Origin of the sequence: Wolbachia endosymbiont (group A) of Lypha dubia, assembly GCF_964028575.1 — a bacterium.
Taxonomy (GTDB): domain Bacteria; phylum Pseudomonadota; class Alphaproteobacteria; order Rickettsiales; family Anaplasmataceae; genus Wolbachia; species Wolbachia pipientis.
Window position 1 is genome coordinate 430,583 of record NZ_OZ034796.1, and the last position, 20,626, is coordinate 451,208.

General features: G+C 34.6%; 18 protein-coding genes and 2 tRNA genes. 12 read left to right on the forward strand and 8 right to left on the reverse strand.

Annotated elements, in window-relative coordinates:
• The first annotated feature begins 29 nt into the window (after window positions 1-29).
• Entirely contained in the window at window positions 30-1,556 is a 1,527-nt protein-coding gene (locus ABWU72_RS02295; protein WP_015589410.1) for an acyl-CoA carboxylase subunit beta, read from the forward strand.
• 53 nt (window positions 1,557-1,609) lie between these two features.
• Here ABWU72_RS02295 and ABWU72_RS02300 read toward each other — a convergent pair.
• Window positions 1,610-1,682 (reverse strand) — tRNA-Thr (locus tag ABWU72_RS02300).
• 247 nt (window positions 1,683-1,929) lie between these two features.
• Here ABWU72_RS02300 and mutM point away from each other — a divergent pair.
• Both mutM and pdxH read left to right on the forward strand, forming a co-directional pair.
• Window positions 1,930-2,745 carry a bifunctional DNA-formamidopyrimidine glycosylase/DNA-(apurinic or apyrimidinic site) lyase gene (mutM, locus tag ABWU72_RS02305; RefSeq protein WP_010963068.1) on the forward strand — a complete coding sequence of 272 codons (816 nt, stop codon included), beginning with the start codon at window positions 1,930-1,932 and terminating at the stop codon, window positions 2,743-2,745.
• A gap of 16 nt (window positions 2,746-2,761) precedes the next feature.
• Window positions 2,762-3,355 (forward strand): pyridoxamine 5'-phosphate oxidase, encoded by a 594-nt coding sequence (pdxH, locus tag ABWU72_RS02310; protein ID WP_022626142.1) that lies wholly within the window; start codon window positions 2,762-2,764, stop codon window positions 3,353-3,355.
• Window positions 3,356-3,358: 3 nt separating this feature from the next.
• On the opposite strand, the gene ABWU72_RS02315 is transcribed toward pdxH, so the two are convergent.
• A tRNA-Met gene (locus ABWU72_RS02315) sits at window positions 3,359-3,435 on the reverse strand.
• Between the two features lie 62 nt (window positions 3,436-3,497).
• Between ABWU72_RS02315 and ABWU72_RS02320 the strand changes: the two genes are divergently transcribed.
• From ABWU72_RS02320 to ABWU72_RS02330, 3 genes are all read left to right on the forward strand, one after another.
• Window positions 3,498-5,660 (forward strand): ComEC/Rec2 family competence protein, encoded by a 2,163-nt coding sequence (locus ABWU72_RS02320; RefSeq protein WP_155969245.1) that lies wholly within the window; start codon window positions 3,498-3,500, stop codon window positions 5,658-5,660.
• A 61-nt stretch (window positions 5,661-5,721) separates the two neighbouring features.
• Complete coding sequence (locus ABWU72_RS02325; protein ID WP_341811428.1) at window positions 5,722-7,419, forward strand: hypothetical protein; 1,698 nt, start codon at window positions 5,722-5,724, stop codon at window positions 7,417-7,419.
• On the forward strand, window positions 7,410-8,372 hold the full coding sequence (locus ABWU72_RS02330) for an RluA family pseudouridine synthase (RefSeq protein WP_155969241.1): 963 nt from the start codon (window positions 7,410-7,412) through the stop codon (window positions 8,370-8,372). The genes ABWU72_RS02325 and ABWU72_RS02330 overlap by 10 nt, the downstream gene beginning before the upstream one ends.
• A gap of 11 nt (window positions 8,373-8,383) precedes the next feature.
• Here ABWU72_RS02330 and ABWU72_RS02335 read toward each other — a convergent pair whose 3' ends face one another.
• The 6 genes from ABWU72_RS02335 to ABWU72_RS02360 form a co-directional block, all read right to left on the reverse strand.
• Complete coding sequence (locus ABWU72_RS02335; protein ID WP_155969239.1) at window positions 8,384-8,734, reverse strand: diacylglycerol kinase; 351 nt, start codon at window positions 8,732-8,734, stop codon at window positions 8,384-8,386.
• A gap of 97 nt (window positions 8,735-8,831) precedes the next feature.
• The gene (locus ABWU72_RS02340) at window positions 8,832-9,041 is read right to left on the reverse strand and encodes a hypothetical protein (protein WP_353283843.1); all 210 of its coding nucleotides are present in this window, start codon (window positions 9,039-9,041) and stop codon (window positions 8,832-8,834) included.
• Window positions 8,998-9,327, reverse strand: coding sequence for an EndoU domain-containing protein (locus ABWU72_RS02345; protein ID WP_231115837.1), 330 nt, complete (start codon window positions 9,325-9,327; stop codon window positions 8,998-9,000). Before ABWU72_RS02345 ends, ABWU72_RS02340 begins: the two co-directional genes overlap by 44 nt.
• Entirely contained in the window at window positions 9,324-9,623 is a 300-nt protein-coding gene (locus ABWU72_RS02350) for a hypothetical protein (RefSeq protein WP_007549045.1), read from the reverse strand. The genes ABWU72_RS02345 and ABWU72_RS02350 overlap by 4 nt, the downstream gene beginning before the upstream one ends.
• Before the next feature lie 46 nt (window positions 9,624-9,669).
• The gene (locus ABWU72_RS02355; RefSeq protein WP_155969237.1) at window positions 9,670-10,857 is read right to left on the reverse strand and encodes a phosphoglycerate kinase; all 1,188 of its coding nucleotides are present in this window, start codon (window positions 10,855-10,857) and stop codon (window positions 9,670-9,672) included.
• Window positions 10,858-11,210: 353 nt separating this feature from the next.
• The gene (locus ABWU72_RS02360; RefSeq protein WP_213863637.1) at window positions 11,211-11,348 is read right to left on the reverse strand and encodes a hypothetical protein; all 138 of its coding nucleotides are present in this window, start codon (window positions 11,346-11,348) and stop codon (window positions 11,211-11,213) included.
• Window positions 11,349-11,946: 598 nt separating this feature from the next.
• On the opposite strand from ABWU72_RS02360, the gene ABWU72_RS02365 reads away from it, so the two are divergent.
• From ABWU72_RS02365 to ABWU72_RS02390, 6 genes are all read left to right on the forward strand, one after another.
• Window positions 11,947-12,468 carry a cytochrome b gene (locus tag ABWU72_RS02365; protein WP_155969235.1) on the forward strand — a complete coding sequence of 174 codons (522 nt, stop codon included), beginning with the start codon at window positions 11,947-11,949 and terminating at the stop codon, window positions 12,466-12,468.
• 5 nt (window positions 12,469-12,473) lie between these two features.
• The gene (locus ABWU72_RS02370; protein ID WP_155969233.1) at window positions 12,474-13,502 is read left to right on the forward strand and encodes an NAD(P)H-dependent flavin oxidoreductase; all 1,029 of its coding nucleotides are present in this window, start codon (window positions 12,474-12,476) and stop codon (window positions 13,500-13,502) included.
• A gap of 122 nt (window positions 13,503-13,624) precedes the next feature.
• Complete coding sequence (locus ABWU72_RS02375; protein WP_155969231.1) at window positions 13,625-14,875, forward strand: hypothetical protein; 1,251 nt, start codon at window positions 13,625-13,627, stop codon at window positions 14,873-14,875.
• 94 nt (window positions 14,876-14,969) lie between these two features.
• Entirely contained in the window at window positions 14,970-15,344 is a 375-nt protein-coding gene (locus ABWU72_RS02380) for a hypothetical protein (RefSeq protein WP_022626145.1), read from the forward strand.
• A 44-nt stretch (window positions 15,345-15,388) separates the two neighbouring features.
• Window positions 15,389-17,743: a type VI secretion protein gene (locus ABWU72_RS02385; RefSeq protein ID WP_353283844.1), complete on the forward strand. Its 2,355-nt coding sequence runs from the start codon at window positions 15,389-15,391 to the stop codon at window positions 17,741-17,743.
• Complete coding sequence (locus tag ABWU72_RS02390) at window positions 17,724-20,543, forward strand: hypothetical protein (protein ID WP_155969225.1); 2,820 nt, start codon at window positions 17,724-17,726, stop codon at window positions 20,541-20,543. Before ABWU72_RS02385 ends, ABWU72_RS02390 begins: the two co-directional genes overlap by 20 nt.
• Window positions 20,544-20,626 lie beyond the last annotated feature (83 nt).

A 20,626-nucleotide genomic window follows, 5' to 3' on the forward strand; every position in this document is an offset into this window, starting at 1 on the left:
TACAACTAATTTGAAAACTACTTTATTGTATGCAAGACTTTAAAATACTAGAAAATCTAAAAACCAAAGCACTAGAAGCTGAAAAAGGAGGCGGTTCTGACAGGATTACCAAACAACATGAAAAAGGGAAATTAACTGCTAGAGAAAGGCTCAGTATATTGCTCGATGAAAGTTCTTTTGCAGAATACGATAAATTCGTAAAACATCATGCAAATGATTTTGGCATGCAAAATGCTAATTTTTTAGGTGATGGGGTAGTGATTGGTCATGGTACTATTTATGGCAGAAAAGTTTTTGTTTATTCTCAGGATTTTACTGTCTTTGGTGGTTCACTTGGTGCGTCACATGCAAAAAAAATATGCAAAATTATGGATATGGCAATTAATGCCAGAGTTCCAATTATCGGACTAAATGATTCTGGTGGAGCCAGAATTCAGGAAGGAGTAAATTCTCTTGCTGGTTATGGAGAAATTTTTCAAAGAAACGTAAATGCATCGGGTGTTATACCACAAATTTCTTTAATTATGGGCCCATGTGCAGGAGGTGCAGTTTATTCCCCAGCATTAACTGACTTTACTTTCATGGTGAAAAACAGTTCATATATGTTTATAACCGGGCCAGATGTAGTAAAAAAGGTTACCTACGAAGATGTAAGTTTCGAAGACCTCGGTGGAGCAAAAATTCATACAAGCAAAACAGGAGTAGCGGATTTTGCATTCAATAATGATGTTGAAATGCTGCTAAAAATGCGTGAATTCTTTACTTTCTTACCAGCAAATAATCAAGAATCACCAAAATCTGCACCAATCTGTAATGATGTTGACGACATTGATGAATCCTTAAACACTCTAATTCCTACCAATCCTAATACTCCTTATGATATGTATGAACTCATTGAAAAAGTTTGTGATGAAAGGAATTTCTTTGAACTGAAACCTGATTTTGCTCGTAATATCATAACTGGTTTTGGTAGAATTGGAGGAAATACTGTCGGTATTGTTGCAAATCAACCTATGCACCTTGCAGGATGTTTGGATATTGATTCTTCAAGAAAAGCTGCGAGGTTTGTAAGGTTTTGTGACGCATTTAACATTCCGATCATCACACTTATTGATGTTCCAGGATTTTTGCCGGGTACAAATCAAGAATACAATAATATAATACAACACGGAGCGAAACTGCTTTACGCTTACGCTGAAGCGACCGTGCCGAAAATTAGCCTTATCACTAGAAAAGCGTATGGTGGTGCATACATTGTTATGAATTCGAAACATCTAAAAGGTGATATAAATTATGCCTGGCCAACTGCTGAAATAGCTGTGATGGGCCCTGAAAGTGCAGTTGAGATTATATTTCGACACGAAAAAGATCAGCAAACGTTAATTAAAGAATATAAAGAAAAATTTGCTAACCCATTTTTTGCTGCATCATATGGATACATTGATGACATTATAGTGCCAAGTAAAACAAGGTATCACTTTTGTAAAGCATTAGAGCTACTCAAAAACAAGAAGGTAGAAAGGATATGGAAAAAGCATGACAACTTACCTCTGTAACTTTCTTCTAAGCCTTGCTTACAAGTTATGCAATATTATAAGTATAATCAGTGTGCCGTTACCAAGACTCGAACTTGGGACCTCGTCATTACCAATGACGTACTCTACCACCTGAGCTACAACGGCAAGTTTATATATTATGATAATGAATAACACAAAAAAGAATAAGGAAAAAGAAGAGGAGAAAAAAAGATTAGCGAAAGCTTTAAAGCAAAATATTTTGAAAAGAAAAAAGCAGCAACAGAGTAGACAGAGAACCCTTTCAAAACTCGTTTGTGGTGAGGAATTTTTAGGAGAAAGCACCGCAGAATACTCGAATGTATTTGAGAACGACAAAATTACCATCAGAAACTTAAGTTTTGAAGGAGGTATCATGCCAGAACTACCGGAAGTGGAAGTAATCTCTAATTTTTTGCTTGATAAAATTAAAAACAAGCAAATCAGTAATGTTATAGTGAATAATTGGAATTTACGTGCCCCAATAACAAAAAATATTGATGATATGCTAAAGGGCAAAGTCATACGCAACATCAAGCGTAGAGGTAAGTATACCATCTGGAATACAGATGGTAGTGTGGCTGTAATCATACATCTTGGCATGAGCGGAAAGCTTATATATGCTGACCACGATCAAATGCGGAATAAGCATGATCACGTGGTATTTTTATTTTCTGACAATACTTCAATAATTTTTAATGACCCAAGAAGATTTGGATTAGTTATCGTTTTAAATAAAGAACAAGAAACGGATTTTTTTAGCGATTTTGGAATAGAGCCCCTCACGGATGAATTCAGTGGAGACTATTTACAGGAGTTGCTGAAAAACAAAAAAGTGAATATCAAATCAGCGTTAATGGACAATAAATCAATAGTTGGCGTAGGCAACATATATGCTTCTGAGAGCTTGTTTAGAGCCCGTATATCACCACTCAGGTCAGCAAAAAACTTGACCTATAGAGAGTGCGAAAAACTTGCTGCTGAAATAAAAAATACTCTGAGTGATGCAATTGCTGCAGGTGGTTCAACACTGAAAGATTATGCACAGCCATCTGGATCTGCTGGATACTTTCAAAATAACTTTTACGTATATGGTAAAGTTCAAAAACCTTGCAAGATTTGCAATAATATCATAACACTTATACGACAAAATGGCCGTAGCACTTATTTTTGCAACGCGTGCCAGAATTAAGATTTTATTTTTTGATATGATATTTTCACTTGAAAAAGATCCATTTGATTTGTTTTCAAAGTGGTACAAAGCAGTACTTAATTCTCCGTGTGAACAACCAACTGCAATGACGCTAGCAACTTGTAGCAAAGACTGTATTCCATCTGCAAGAGTGGTATTACTAAAGGAATATAGCAAAGAAGGTTTTGTGTTTTTCACTAACGTAAACAGTAAAAAAGGGAAAGAATTGACTGAGAACCCCAAAGCTGCGTTAGTGTTTCATTGGATAGAATTTGCTAGGCAAGTGCGAATTGAAGGAGAGGTTAAACTTCTAAACGATGAAAGAACTGACAAATACTTCTCTTCTCGAGCGCTGGGTAGTCAAATTAGCGCATGGTGCTCAAAACAATCGAGCATTCTGAAAGATTGGCAAGATTTTGAGCAAGCTATAAAATTGAAGGAAAAAGAATTTCACAATACACAAGTTTCTCGTCCTGATTTTTGGGTGGGATTTTGCGTAATCCCAAAAGTAATTGAATTTTGGCAAGAAGGTGAATATAGGAAGCATATTAGATTTAGATACACTCTTGTTGAGGGAAGCGATTGGAAAGTGGAACAACTATATCCTTAAAAATGGTTGCGGGAGTAGGATTTGAACCTACGACCTTCAGGTTATGAGCCTGACGAGCTACCGAGCTGCTCCATCCCGCGTCGTTGCTTATTTAGTTATTATATATACAAATAATGAAAAAAGAAAAATAAAATTTCACCACATGCAAATATCGACACACTTATTAACTTTTCTTGACATAATAGTTAGTTATATACGTAACAATCTGCGCAATGAACAATATAACTTGATACTGTGGTTTCCTGTTTTTCAGTGTGTAGGAATTCTAACCTATTTTTCCCTAAGTTTTGAACCAAGCTGCATATCTATTTTTCTTTTGCTTTTACCCACACTAATTTTGATTGCAATATTGTATAAAAGGTACGCGATATTGTGTATCGCTTTAATTGCAGTGCTCATAGGATTTACAGCTAGTAAATTAAGAACAGCTTTAGTTGATACTCAAATTCTTGATAAAGAGAGATATGTAAAAGATATCGTTGCCACAGTGAAGGATATTAACGACAGGGGCTCATATAAACAATTTCTGCTTTCTGTTGAAAAATCCCCTACTATCTCAAAATCCTCTCCTGTCATCCCAGCGCCCCCTTTTGTCATCCCAGTACTTGATACTGGGATCCAGAAAAAAAAGATATGGATTCCAGCGTCACGCGCTGGAATGACACCGGATAGAGCTCTAGATAACATCAGAATATCAGTTAGAACCAAAGTGGAAAAAGGCATTAAAATAGGCGATCAAGTAAAATTATCAGCAAAACTCTTCCCTCTAAAGATTGCGCCCTCGGAGTATGCATACGATTTTGCAAGAATAGCATATTACCAGAAAATAAGTGCAACAGGCTTTGCAACAAGCAAAATAGCCCTGCACAAAAAGGCTGAAGCAAGGAAATTTCAAGAATATATAGAATCTTTCCGTCAATACATTTATGAAAACCTGCAGCAAAATATCAAGAAACCACATGCGGATATAATCTCTGCATTACTGATCGGTAAAAAAGATGGCATAGATCAAAAAACTATGGACGCGATACGAGATTCAGGTATAGCACATTTGTTTGCCATATCTGGTTTGCATTTATCATTCGTTGCTGGTCTGTTTTTTGTAGTGTTTCGTAATTTATTCGCAATATCTGAAACTTTGACTCTTAAGTATAACACCAAGAAAATATCTGCATTCCTTACTATCTTGCCAACCACGTTTTATTTGTTGATTACCGGTATGCAAATTTCTGCTCAGCGTGCCTACATCATGGTGATTTTAGTACTCGTTGCAATAATGATAGAGAGAAAATATCGAGGGTTAATAGCAATTGCGTTTGCTGCTGCAGTGATACTTATCATAGAACCTGAAGCAATTTTAAAGCCAGGCTTTCAGATGTCATTTTCTGCTGTTTTGGCACTGGTTGCCAGTTATCAAATTAATGCTAATAAATTATTCAAAATAAAAATAATGAAATATTTTGTGTCGATAATGATCAGCTCAGTAATAGCAAGTTTAGCAACTGTTCCGTATACGATATATAATTTTAATTATTTTTCAATTAGTGGCATTATCACAAATTTAGTTGCTATACCAATAGTTACATTAATTATTATTCCACTTGGAATAATCTATGTTTTGTTGATTCCTTTCGGTATTGAATGGATTATAGCGCCACTTGTAGAACGCCCAATTGACAGCATTTTGTATATAACAAACGCTATCGCTAGTCTTCAGTATTTGGTTATTCCCATTCGTACTTTTCCTGCCTCATCAATTATTATAATAACATTTGGGTTATTGTGGCTGTGCTTGTGGGAAAGAAATTGGCGTTTTTTGGGATTTTTTTTTATTGTACTAGGTATTTGCTTTAGCGCTGCATATAAAACCCCCGACATCCTAATAAATGCTGATAATGTTGCTGCAAAGGAGAGTGATAACTTACTATATTCTCTCACTAGAAAAAGCAGAAATTTTGTTATCAAAACGTGGGCAAAGCAAAACGGACAGAACCAAATTTTGAATCATACAAAATATAACAATTCAAATAAAAGGCTACAGTGTGAAGATTATGATTGTATATATAATAAAGGAAATAATAAATCAGTGCTACTTGCTTATAAAAAAGAAGATATTTCAGAAAATTGTGATAAAGTTGATTTAATAATTCAATTAAGTGAATTCGACTATTCAGCTTGCAACGCTAAAATTATTAAACATGCTGATCTAGAAACGTATGGCACACATTCTGTTTGGTTAACAAATCGTTACGTAAAGATTAATACAGTGCGCTCCAATAGGCCTTGGCACATGTTGAAAAATTAAGAAACTTGATTTTAAGGTTTGGTTAATGTATACCTAAATAAGTTTAAACTAGAAAAATGTTATGGTTACAGACACTAAAGATCCTTTCAAAGACTATTTTGATTTTTTAGGATTTAGAAAACTTTCTGACCAGCCCAGTAGAATTTTGAGCTCTATAAGAAAGTATTCTGGTACTATATCGATAGCAAGTACCATTGCTACTCTTATAGCATTTACTGCCTTTTCTATTCAGCCTGTTACAGTAAGTATTGCTGGGTTTGCGTTCACGCCAGCACCTCTTGCCTTTATTCCTCTTATAGTTCTCTTATTTACTGCTGTTATAAACTTTATAAATACACAAAAAATAAAAGAGAATGAAATAGATAAAAAAATAGGAAACTATCAAGTTGATGAACAGTACAGCCAGATTGCTCAAGAAGCTAAAAAAATTGAAATTGTAACAAATTTAGATAAAAAGGGGGAAAAGCTTTCAATAGTTTTACCAATTTCTAAGACGCAGAGAGAAATACTAGAAGATATAGAAGCAGAAAATAGAAATAGGATTCTCTTGTTTACTGGATCATATGTATTTGGTACTATTATAGTAGTTTCAGCAATATCACAATCCATTAATGCTCCAATAATATTAATAGCTTTATTAGTCGCTATTCTTTTATGCATCATATCAACACTTAGCAATCTAATAAGTAATAGCGTGGATCATGAAAATCATACTATTAGAAAACACAGTTCTTTAGGTCTTCTATTTCCATACTGGTCTGGAAAGGGCATGGTTGTATCAGTAGTAGAAAATAAGCTTGGTAAAAGGGAAAATGAACTAATATCTCTAATGAAAAAACTACTTAGTCCGCTTTGCAACTCATTTGACAGTAACCTTAAAAAAGCTTGCGATTTACTTGATAATAGTCTTTTAAAGCCTGCAAATATTAACATTAAAGAAACGCTTGATCACCTAAAAAAAATCAGAGAAGACATCAAAAAAGATTTAGATTGGCTACATGCAGAAATTTCAGAAGTTTTAAACAACACTAAAGAATTGACAAAAAAAGCACATTCACTAGATATTGAAGGTACTTTTTCTAGGTTAGAGAATGCTATTAAAATTGCTGAAGATAAAATTGAACGATTTGAACCAAGCCGCTTTGTAGGCTGGCTTCAATCAACTACGCAGTCTAATAATAACGAGTTCCTTAGCATGCTAAAAAAGTTAAAAGAGGATACAGAAGAGGAAAAAACGGAATTGAAGGAGCAATTAAACGTAGTAAGGAATGAATTAGAAGAAATAAAAAAGAAGCAAGCTCAACCAAGTACGCCTGATTTAGAAGCTAACAATGGAAATAATACTAATAAATTATTAGTATTAGAAAATAAAGTCAAAGAACTACGTGACACAGTTAGAAAGTTAGAGCTGGAAGCAGAACAAAATAAGCTGCAGCAAAAGAAGGAAAAGTTAGAGCAAAAAAAATCTGAACAAGAAAAAACAGATGAATGGAAAGAAAAAATCAACGGCAAACCAAGTGACTTTCTATATTATTTATTAGAATCTATTAAGCTGGAAGAAAAAGATAATAAAGAAAAAAAGGTTGAGGCAACATTACGAGATTTTGATAATAAAGTTACAATCTACTGGAAAGATGGCTCTCAAACAATTTGCCATATTAAAAAACAAGGTGATCTGCAAATTGAGTCTAGTGCAACAATGTTTACAGACCCAAATGTTCAAGCAGCATGGGAAATGGCGCGGGGTAAATCACTATAGATCACTCAATAATAACCTTAAGTGTTAATAATGATAAAGAGAAATTAAGGTTAGACACCTATATAGCTGAAAAATGCAACATATCACGCAGCAAAGCGCAAAGATTGATACAAAATGAGCAGGTGAAATTACTTGGCACACCGATAATTAATAATGACTACATAGTAAAACCAGATGAAGAGTATGTGGTGCATCTCGTTCAACCTGACATATCCACATCAATTGAGCCTAATTATGACATAAAACTTAATATCGTCTATGAAGATGAAGACATTATAGTTCTGAGTAAACAAAGTGGATTAACGGTACATCCAGGTGCTGGGACAAACAATGATACGCTTTTGAACGCAGTTATCGCTCACCTTGGTAAAATCCCATATACCCATGTGAGACCAGGAATTGTTCATAGACTCGATAAAGATACCAGTGGGCTAATGGTAATTGCAAAAAATGAAGCAGCCCATAGTTTTTTGTCTGAATTGTTATCGAATCGCAAAATAAAGCGGGAATACTTAGCAGTAGTTTGGGGAACATTATCTTCCCAGCAGGGAACTATAGAAACTAACATTGCTCCAAAGCGTGGTAATAAAGAAATGATGTGTGTTACAAAAACAACGGGCAAATTAGCAATCACTCATTACTCAGTAGAGAAAGTTATAGGACAAGCAAGCCTCGTTAAATGCACTTTAGAAACAGGTAGAACGCACCAAATTCGAGTCCACATGAGCCACATAGGACATTCCATAGTTGGTGATCAAGTTTATGGAAAAAATAGTAGTAAAAGCACAAAATATGCTAAAAACTCTAGTTTCATTCGTAATTTCAATAGACAAGCACTACATGCTTATACACTGGGCTTATACCACCCAAAAAGTAAGGAATACATGGAATTTGTCTCTGATTTACCGCAAGATATAAAAACTTTAATTGGTGAGTTTGACAACATATCTTAATAACATTCGTATTAACCTATCAATATTATCATCCATGTTATCAGGAAGTTAATTAATGAAAGAAAAACTGCTGCACTACCTAGATCTTTCACCTTTTTTGAAAGTATGTGTTGTTCACTGGAAATACGCTCAATTGTCGTTTCAAAAGCAGTGTTAACAATTTCCACAATTAACACCAGGAATAGGCTGCTTATCATTACTGCACGTTCTAGATTACTTACATCCAAAACAAACAAAACTGAGACACATACTATAAAAAGCAGTAACTCCTGTCTGAACGCAATTTCTGATATAAAAGCTGATTTTATTCCTTCACAAGAGTATTGAATTGCTTTTATTAGACGAATAATGCCCTTCTTCATTATTATTCACAAAACCCTTTAATCAAAATTTTAACTCATTTGGATTTGCTACACCCTATAGCATTTTTATCATTTGTTCACCCTATTGGTTTTGAAATTAAGATTTACTGCAACTACAATAAGTACTCTTATCATCACATTTTGGTGTTAAGTCAGGATAGAACGTGAGTATAGCATCATTCTTTCTTACAAACACTGATTGATAATTGTCATCTTCCATTTCATATAGACACATTCCATCTTTTCCTAATTCCTTAAACGCCTTAGTTGCAGAAATTATCGGCATGAAGGTTATATGCGTATCCATTTGGGCATTTAACTTTCACTTCCCCATCCTTACCTAAATATTTCATTCCAAATGTATAAACTGGCGGCTTAATATCTGATTTATTGCATAGGATTCCAACTGCCCATTTATCCTCTTGAGCTTCAACATATCTACCTACAAAATGCATACCACCTAGTTTATCGTTTGGCTCACCACAAAAAATATGTCCAAACCCTATAGTTTCTTTTTCACTTCCACTATTTGTAAACCAAATGTTAGCCAGTTCATCTTTAAGTAACTCCAAATCCGCATCTGGCGTAATCACTTATATATTCCTTTCACTACTTCTTGATGCTGCGGACAACTAAGTAAAATTTTGAAATCTTCTTTATCTGGATGTGCTCCCCAATCTCCACAAACTTTCAACACTCCTCTATCGAAGTCAGTTAATTCTGAAACGGTGGCTGGTTGTGAACTGAAAAATGGTTCAAAATTGACTTCAACATTTTCTTCTACATAGCCGGTGTGAAAATAATGATCCTTAATATAAAAAATAAATCCTATTATTGGTATTATTAAACACAAAATTAGTTTAACTGTCTTCGACATAATCACGTTCACAAAAAAGCTAGCTTACAAGAAACAATTTAAAAAAGTTTTAATCTAATCATTTTTGCAGAGCAGCAACTCCCGGCATTTCGTCACCACCCAGCCAACTTAAAAACGCTCCTCCACCAGTGGAAACATATGTAAAATCCTTATCAGTAAGGCCTGCAGCGCTTATTGCAGATAGACTATCACCTCCCCCTATTATGCTGGTTAACTTTCCTTTGTGCGTTAAGTCACTTACGACTTTCATTATCCCTATTGTACCACTTGCAAAAGCTGAATGTTCAAAAACACCAATAGGTCCATTCCATAATAGAATTTTACTGCTCGCTATTATACTGCTTATTATACTCAAAGTTTGTGGTCCGATATCCAAAATTACATCGCTGTCCAAAATGGACTCAGCTTTTCTTGAAATACTAGTGCTGTAATCAGAGTTTATTGCAACCAAAACGTCTTCCGGTACAATTATTTTGCAATTGTTTTTATTTGCTGTTTCAACAATATTATGTAGAAGGTCGTCAACACCATTTTGAAAGAAAGATTTTCCTATATTTACTTTGCTAAATGACAAAAAATTATTAGCAATCGCACCACCGAGAACTAGGTAATCAACCTTTTCTGTTAGCTTCATAAGCACTTTTATTTTAGTTGATATTTTAGCTCCCCCAACTATCGCAGTAATAGGTTTAGCTTTAAACGATACAGCTTTTTCAAGATACTTTAGCTCATCTTGCAAGCAAAACCCTGCATAAGAGGGTAAAAATTCTGTAATGCGTGAAATAGAAGCGTGAGCTCTGTGAGAGCAAGAAAATGCATCATTTACATATATATCCGCTAGAGATGCTAGTTGTTTGGCAAAATTTGAGTCACTTTGCTCTTCCTCTTTATAAAATCTTAGATTCTCTAGTAATATTATATCTCCTGCATCCATAACACTTACTGCTCTTTGTACTTTTTCACCAACGCAATCGTCAATGAATTTCACTTTTTTATTTAGTAACTGCGATAAAGTGTCAATTACATTTTTTAGCGACAGATTATTGTCTCTGGCCTTTGGGCGTCCAAAATGTGATATAATAATAATCTTTGCACTCGCATTCACTAAATACTGAATAGTAGGCAATGCTCTCAAAATACGAGTGACATCACGAATTTCTCCATCTTTTATAGGAACATTGAAGTCAACTCTAAGTAAGACGGCTTTATTGTGAAGATCACAATTTTCTATACTAGGTATGTTCATTACAAAATTGAAGCTATAAAGTCACTATACAGCAGTTTGATCTAAAGTAAAGTTTTAAGCTTACGAACGTTTAAGGAAATTTGCATGCCAAACGCTTGACACTGGAACTTTATCGTCATGCCACCACGAACCGTCATACCGTTGCGAACCGTCATACCGCGATTCATTCGCGGTATCTCTAGATCCCGCTAACACGTAGCGGGATGACGATTGTCAGGGTGTCATCCCAGCACCCCTATGATGTCATTTAAGTAGCTGACACTGGTTCCTTTATGATGGCAGTGCCCCTATGGTGTCATTCCAGTGCTTGACACTGGAATCCAGCCTTTCCATAATCATCAAAACATTGTATTTTAACGTAAAACAGCTATTTTTATGCTCACCAACTTAATAAAATTCCTGGATTCCAGCGTCACGCGCTGGAATGACATCACAGGAGCACTGGAATGACACCATTTGTTGTGTTTAACAAAGTTCGTACTTAGCTTCATGTTAGCTATAAATATTAAGAAATTTACCAAACGAAAAAAAAGGCAAAAGAAGCCCCGTGGTTATTATCCGCTTTAAAATATTGGCGTTTTTTATGTTTTAAACGCTTGACAAGCGAGATTCAGCCGCTTTTAATTGCAACTAACCTACGCTGCAAATGTTTAAGAAATTTACTAAGCAGAAAAAAAGACAAAGAATCCCCGAGTTAGCTAGTCTTTTACTATCTCTGTCGAGTATTGGCATTTTTTGATGTCTTGTAACGCTTTATAAGCGCGTTCAGCTTATTTAGATAAAAATCTAGATGTAGATGAAGTTTTGTAAAGACATACAGTATCTATATACTGCAAAAAATTGAACATAAGACGCCGATACATTAAGTAATCCTTACCTTTTAATCTGCAGATTGGCGAAAGCAAATACAATAGCTTCAGTTTCATGATAAGGGGGCTGGCGGAGTTTGTCAAGGAAGTTTTTCGTTTCTATGTTCTGAATGACAGGATTGCTCTTGAATTTACATTGTCGGTAAATCTAAATTGCTTTAATAATTTTGATTGAAAAATAGTTTTTCTATTATATAAATGCTACTTTAGGGTAATCAAAATGGAAGACGATAAATATAGCCTAGGTTTAAGGGTTATCCATTGGTTGATGGCTATTTTTATTATCGGTATGCTTTGCTCTGGACTTTATATGAAAAGCTTACCACTTAGCAATGAAATTAAGTTCAACATATACGCTATTCATAAGGCTTGCGGTATCACTATTCTTGGATTAATCATAGTACGCATATTTTTTCGCGTCTTTACTTATGTTCCACCACTTCCAGCAAATTTCTCTCGATTTGTAATCAATGTAAGCAAAACAGTACACTTTGGTTTATATTCTTTAATGGTGCTAATGCCACTATCTGGCTATGTTATGTCTTCTGCTTCTGGCAAACAGATCAAATATTTTTTTCATATCCCTTTGTTGATTAATCAAAACAAAGATCTAGCTAACGCAGCTAATCAGCTACATTCGATGTTTGCGTATTTTATGGTACTCTTTATAATCTTACATATACTTGGCGCTTTGAAGCACACATTTATAGATAAACAAAACATTTTTAAACGCATGATATAGGTTATATGTTAAGTAGCCTCTGGAAAAAAGGAACAGATTTTCTTGGCAGTGAGTTTGCTATAATGGGTGGTGCTATGAGCTGGGTTTCAGAGAGAAACTTGGTCTCAGCAATCTCAAACGCTGGTGGTTTTGGTGTGATTGCATGTGGTGCAATGTTTCCAGACTTGCTAAAAAAAGAAATCATAGAGACGCAGCAATTAACTAACAAGCCATTTGGTGTAAATCTAATTACTATGCACCCAAAGTTGAGTGAGTTGATAGATGTGTGTATTGAAACGAAAGTGAGCCATATAGTGCTTGCCGGTGGACTGCCAACAAAGCCTAATATAGAAAAAATCAAGGGTGCGGGCATTAAAGTTATGTGCTTTGCACCAGCATTAAGCCTTGCGAAAAGGTTAGTAAAAATGGGAGTAGATGCATTAATAATAGAAGGAATGGAAGCAGGTGGGCATATAGGTCCAGTTAGCACTTCTGTTCTTGCACAAGAGATATTGCCTCATTTTAAAAATGAACAAATACCAGTGTTTGTTGCAGGTGGAATAGGAAGAGGTGAAATGATAATTAATTACCTGGAAATGGGAGCAAGTGGCTGTCAAATAGGTACATTATTTGTCTGCACTAATGAGTCAATTGCCCACAAAAATTTCAAGGAAGTGTTTATTAAATCGGCCGCACGTAATGCAATACCTTCTGTACAGATAAGTGCTGATTTTCCTGTAATTCCTGTAAGAGCTATAGCCAACAAAGCAAGTGATGACTTTATGAAGCGTCAAAAAGAAGTTATTGATGAATACCAAAAGGGACAGATCTCAAAAGAAGATGGGCAGCTTGAAATAGAAAAGTTCTGGGCTGGAGCTTTAAGAAGAGCAGTGATTGAAGGAGATGTTGAAACGGGATCTTTAATGGCCGGTCAAAGTGTTGGCATGGTTGATAGGGAAAAGCCTGTAAAAGAAGTAGTGGATATGTTAGTTCAACAAGCAAACAATTATATTGAGAGCAAATCTGTAGAAGTAGAAAACCCAGAAAGCAAATAGTTAAGCGACCTCACAATAAGCAAGTTGCCATTAATTATCCATAATATGGCATAATTATCCAATTTTAATGTAAAATTAACGCTAAAGAGGTATCTATACATTTTATTTGTATGGAGGAGTCTATGCCAGGTACTTTAAAAAAACCTCAGAATAATAAAGAAGTTATTAACCAACAATTGCACGACACTATATACAAAAAGGTAACAAAAAAAACACATAATCATGAAAGCCCAAAAAAAAATGGAGATGGAACTATCAAAAAATGCATAGAGTTGTTCAAGGAAGGAGCTAGTCCTGAGGTATTAACTGAATTAGAAAAATCGCTGAGAGAACAATTAGAAAAATCACCAGAAAAACAAGAGGAATATCAAAAACATTATAAGTATTATATCGAAAACTTTCTTCCTGCATTGAAAGATGAAGTAATAAAATCAGAAGAACTAGCTGTACCTACAGTATTTAACAATGAAAGAGAACAATCACAAAGACCACAAACAAAAAGAGGAAAAATAGTGAAAACAATTTTGGATATTACTAACAGGAGCAGCAGTGTAAGCTCAATACCAAATGCTGTTGAAGAAAATATTGAAGATCAAATGCAGCTAGGACATATTGAAGAGCAAAACAACACACAAGAAACACCCTTGAATGTAGCTGAGAAAAAAAGTGGTGATACTAAAATACTTGGCCAATTAGATATTCCGAAAGAGGTATCTAGAAAATATAGTAAAGTTATGGAGCAATTAAAGAAGAATATAAAAACTCCTAAGCTTGGTAACGGTAGTGGTTCAGATAGTGGAATAAACTCACCTGGACTGAGTGAAAAAAACTCGATATCACCAATAAATAGTAGAAAAAACAGTTTAACATCAATAGCAAGCACTTCATCTGAGGAAAGTTTAAACTCAACATTGAGCTCTGTTGAAGAAGATAATGGCTTACAACCAGAGGGTGGAGAAAAAACTGAGTTATTAGAATCAAATTTGGAATCCCCAAAAGAAAACGAGACTCAAGTGCAGCCAGAGCAGACTGTAAAAAAAGAGCCAAAAATGCAAGAAAATGAAAACTCAGATGGTCAAGCAAATCCAGATCAAGTTAAGAAAGATATCCTACTTAAAAACCAACCCAATAACAGAAATCTTCACGTTGCATTTGTAGCAGGTTGTGCTCTCTCCACAATAGGGTGCATTGTTGCAGGAGCAATGACATCAGGATTGATAGGAGCAGGACTACTTGCTATGGTTGCAGTGCTTGCTATAGCAGCAGTAGCTGAATTGCATTCAAACTTCCTATCAAGTAAATTAACATCCATTAATGTGAGTCCTCTTGTTGATGATAAGAGCTTACAGCATGTTCACAGCGGTAAAAATTAAATATGTGTTACTTGTAGTGGATAAGTGAATTCAGTTCTTGCCTATTGATATAAAAGTTGTTATATTTGAGGAATGTTTAAAAGGTGTTTAGTTGATGCGCATTCAATTGAATAAAGTTTTGGTTTTTATAGCCTTATTAAGTTTCATTTTTGCATCATATTCTAGCGAAGCAAGTTCGGCGAGTGATGAATTAAAGGGTATACAAGAAACGGTAAAAAATTTTATTTCTTCATTTTCAGTTAAAGATACTGTAGAAAATATGAGTCCTTCAACAATCATAGGGTTGTGTATAGCTGCAGTGATACTTGCAGTAGTGTTCAGAGGTCTAATCTTTTTTATGATAATGTTTGGTGTACTGGTCCTGATGTTCGGTAGTACAGAAAAGGCAACAGACTACTTAAAAGAAAAATTTAACTTTGCAAAAGATATAAAATTACAATCCGATAGCGAAAAAAAAGATAAAAATTAAGATAGTATTTTTATCTTTTTTAATTATCTTTATTGAATACGCATATGCAGTTAAAAGTACCAACAGTTAACTCTAAGCTTAAAAAAAAGAACAACTTAGCATTACTAGAAAGCATTGATTTAGATTTTGTTCCTTATGCTTGTCATTACGATGAAGAAACCATACTAACAAAACAGGGAGAATTGTTAAAAATAATCAAGTTAGAAGATTATTCTTCTGTTGATAACTACAGCGACCTCAGAACTGAAATTAGAAAAAGCATATCAAAAAATATTAATAGCCTGTATTTTACCGTTTGGATTCATACCGTTAGAAAGCGCAATAAACTGAGCTTGAAATGGAATAAAACTGAAGACTTCTCTGACAACCTACATTCAACGTGGTTTAATAAACTAACTGATAGTAAATTACAGTATATAAATGAACTATACATTGTAATATTGTTTAGCGATTTTGGCAAGCATACTAATAATTCGTTTTTTTTCAATAGAATAAAGAATAAGCATAAGTTGTCTTTACAAGAAAGCCATCAGGAGTTGCAAAAGATAACTGACGTAATTCAAAATGATTTAGGACCTTTTGGAGCTAAAAAACTGAGTCTAAGGTTTAGTGAAGGTAAAATATATTCTGAAATGATAGAATTTCTCCACTATATTGTTACATTAACGCACAAAGATTATCCAATACATGAAAGGGACCTGTCGCAATATATTAGAAATTTTAAAATAGCTTTTGGTTTCAATACGTTTCAAACAATATTTGAAAATCAACAGAAATTTGGCTCTATTTTCAGCATAAAAGAATACCGGGAAATCTCTTTAGGTAATATAGATAGATGCTTGCAGCTTGAATCTGAATTTATCATTACAGAAATAATGATATTTACTAGTAATAACAAACCAATAAAAGAATTTAAAAAACAAATCAACATGCTGCAAATTAGTGAGGATAATACCTTACTTAAAAGCTCAGGAATTGAAGAAATAATAGAGCTTGAAAAGACCTCTAGTATAGACTTCTGCCAACAGAAAATTATTTTTACAATATTTGCAGATGATAGGAATAAGTTAGCTGAAAGTATTAGTGATTTATCTTCTATAATGTCATTAGTTGGCTTCATGATGTTTAGAACTGATTTACATATGGAAAGTCATTTTTGGGCACAACTTCCAGGCAATTTTGCTTTTATTACGCAACCGAAAAATATCTTAACAAAATACGCTTGCAGCTTTGCTATGCTGCACGATTTTACGTCAGGTACATTAAAAGGAAGAAGGTGGAAAGAAGCGGTAATGATTTTTTTCTCAAAAAAAGGAAATCCTTACTTCTTTAATTTTCATGGAAAAAGAAATAATGGCCATACTACGATACTCGGAGCTCCAAATTCAGGCAGAACTTCACTCATTAATTTTCTATTATCAGAATCAAGAAAGTTTAACCCAAGAATTGTCATATTGGATAACACTGGAAAATCAATAATTTTTACTAAAGCAGTGAGTGGTAAATATTACATAATCGATCCAAAATATAAGGACAAAAGCCTAAAATTTAATCCACTAAACATTGAAGATAGTGCTTCCAATCGCAATATGTTGGTTGAACTGATCAGAAGAATGGTAGCCGATACGAGCTTGGTGGACGTAGAAGAAAAGATAAGAAAAATTGTGGATTCTATATTTGCTATACCCAAGGAATCACGTTCTATTTCACAAATTTCTGAGGTGCTCTTGCTCCTTGGGGGTAAGATAAGTAGATGGTGTGACGATGGTGACTTTGCTTACTTATTTCAAGATGGTAATGAATCAGATATTGACTGGGAAACAAAAATTATATCTCTCAACACCGCAAACCTTACAAAACAAAAGGAATGTATGTCCGTGATACTTTACTATTTTTTATATTCTTTTGAGGCAAAATGTGATGGCTCGCCTGCAATACTTGTTTTGGATGAAGCATGGGAGATAAGTAATATTTTTCCTACAGAGAAAGAGTTTGATAACTGGATGCAAAGAATGACGGAACTAAATGTTGTAGTAATCCTAAGTACTGAAAATTTAAATCTCGCATTTGCTAGCAAATTTACTCAATATTTAGATAAACATGTTGATACAAGAATCTTGATGCCGAACGTCAATGCAAATAGATTATACATGAAGGCATTTTCTCTATCGAAAGAGGAGCTGAATATAATTCTGCAGACGCCAACACAGGAAGGTTTATTTTTGATAAAACAGTACAAAGGATTAGTAACCTTAAATCTGGATTTGAAGGATATGCAAGAAATACATGTACTTTCAGCTAACAAAGAGACTATAAAGTATATGTATGAGGCAATAAAAGAAAAAGGAGAAGAAGTTAATGAGTGGTTACCGGTATTTTATGAGAAGTGTAAGGCTTAATTTCTTATTGATATTTTTTTTGATACTTGGTCTTTCGTATCAAGGATATGCTGATTGTCCAACATTTGTAGAAAGTAATACTTGGTGGGAAGCAATAGTTGGTGGAGATTGGGTAAAGGAAATTAAGGTGCAAGCAATAAAAGATCAAGGAGTTGATGGTTACTTTAATCCCAAAATTAGAGTATGTGCTTATGATGGACAAAGTTATTGTTATGACTTACAAAGTGGGGAATCCTGCCGCCAGATATATGGAACGCAAGGTACAGGAGCTGGAGTTTCTGCTGCAGCTTTTATTGATTGGGAAGGGGATAAAACAAAAGCTGGAGGAGAAATTGCTCGGGGTCTTAAATGGGAATGGGCAGACGGTGTTACTGATGAGGAAAAAAGAAGATTCGCTAACTCTCCTAAAATATGTGCTTGCAGTCAAAAAGGGGCTTGTATGTCAGGAATTTCTTCATGGGGTTCTAGAGTATTTTCGGGTGAGAATATTTTCCGTCCTGGGGAGATGGAAAAAGTCTGTGATACCTGCTACCAAACGGCAGTAAAATGTGCTCCTGTGCCACTTGCACCTAGCCCCCCTCCATTCTGTGAACAACTTGCGATGTCACCTCCACAAGTTAGAATTGTTCCTATAACAAATGAAGATAATGATTACTTCGATCCAAGAGTTGGGGTGATAATTAGCGGACTGGAGGAAAGAAAAGAGTTAGGTTTTCCACACGTTGTTTCAAATAATGAGAACATTCCAAATCACTCATATACTGTTACAGATAAGGATACTCACTATTACTTCAAAACCTATAGAAAAAAGGGCCAGCTCTGCGCTGAATACCATGGAACTAAAAGTATAGACAAAAAAAATCCACAGTTCGTCCGCTGTTTCCCTGCACCACCTGCTCCAGAGCCTGAAGTAGTAGAAATAGTACAAAGTAACACGTCTGGAAAGCAGAGTGACACGTTAAAGATAAGAATGAAGATGAGCGAGAGCACTTGTACTTATGAAGCACGTGGAACCTACAGTGATGGTTTATGTACTTTTAATGTTAATACCGCTGTAAATATTGGCCCCCTATCTTTAAAAGTAGTAAAACCAGCAATAGTAGCAAAAACAACTGATAGTAATATTGATAATATTATAGAAGGTATATTAGAAAGTAATCCGCAACAATTTAAAGTTCTGAAAGAATATGGCTATGTTCCTGATGTGCAAATTAAATGTTCTAAAGGCGGAAGTTTTTATAGTTTTAATGATTTTGAGAAAAAGTTAAAAGACAAATCTATTCAATGTGAATTTAATAACTCTGGGCAGCCGGAAATAGAAGTAAAGTATAAAGGAAATTCTAACAGTAAAATGCTTTGTCTTTCTGGATGGCAGCCAGAACCAGAAGAGTTTGTTCTTAAAAGAGAAAATAAAATAATACCACTAAAATTAATGGGAACAAGATATACTAAATACAATGCTGTTTACTCCAAGGAATCAAATCAGTTCTATTATCTTCCAAGCAAGGAAAATAAAAGAGCCGATCTCTTAAACAGAGATCAGAGTGAGTTAGATAAAATAATATTCAATAAGCAAGGGTATGTTTTCTTCCCTGACAACAATAAACAGGAAAAGGGGAAATGCAGTTACTGTGTAAAAAGAAATGATGAGATAGACGATACATTTAAATCTAGTAAAGGACTGAAAGTAGTGTACAAATTGACGGATGTAGAGCATAGAGAAAAATGTAATCAAGGTGATGATGGTTGTATCTGCTTTACTGGAACATGCAGCCGTTCAACACGATATGTAGACAAAAAAAACACTCAACCTTTTTATACAAAGATTTCACAAAATACAAATGGCGTTGTCACGCAACCAGAAGCACCAATAAAAGCAAACAGAATGGAGGTCTTTTACGCTGATAAATTGTGTAGGTTCGATTTAGAAGGTCTCAAAAAGAAATTAAAAGAAAAATTAAAAGAGATAATCAAGGAACAGCTGAAAAATAAGAAACCAGATCTTGAAAAAAATAATGAAAAATCCTATGATCATAAAAATAAAGATGTTTATACAGATGACTTATCAATAAAATTTGATCGTATTAAAATAGAAGCGTGGGGAAGTGGTGAAGCAGGTCATATACAAGGTAGTGGCTGTGACAATCAAAAATGCCATTCTACTGAAAGCAGAGTAGGGATGCCAGGAGATTATATTAAAGCTAAACTGAAAATCGATCCTAATTATCCTATAATTAAGGTGCAAGTCACAGAGGGAGGGGGTAACCAGGAAAGTAACCTCTCAGATAAGGACGGGGGACCTGTTTTCATAGAAATGTGCAATTCGCAGAAGCAACATTGCCAGCAACTGATTACTGTTGCAGGTGGAGGTGAGTATAGAACATACGGTGGTAAGGGTTATGAGGAAACAGTAATTCATAAGCAAGATTTAAAGCTAGAGGAGAAAATTGTAAAGGCAGATAAACTGAAGTCTACACAAGACAATCAAATAGCATATATAGAAAATGGTGAAATCAAGTATGAAACAGTAGAGTGTGGAAGTGGTTTGAGAAGCAGTAGATCTGGTGCAGGTGGCTGCATTAATAAAAGCAAAGGAATTTATGGTAAAGGCTCTCCAGGGTATGTGAAGATTAGACCTATTATAAAGGAATTTGACGAAGAAGAAATAAATGCTGCTATTAAAAAAGTAATAGAGGATCTATACGATCTTGAAACTATGACTGATTTTTGGGTAGGGGATCTTAACGTGAATATAAGTGGGATAATTAAAGAGGAAGTCAAAAAAGAATTATCAAGGTAAAAAGATATAGCTCTGGAAATGATGCTCTTGTCTTAATAATTAATTAAAGTAAAGCATGTAGTAAATGGTGTAATTGCTGTATC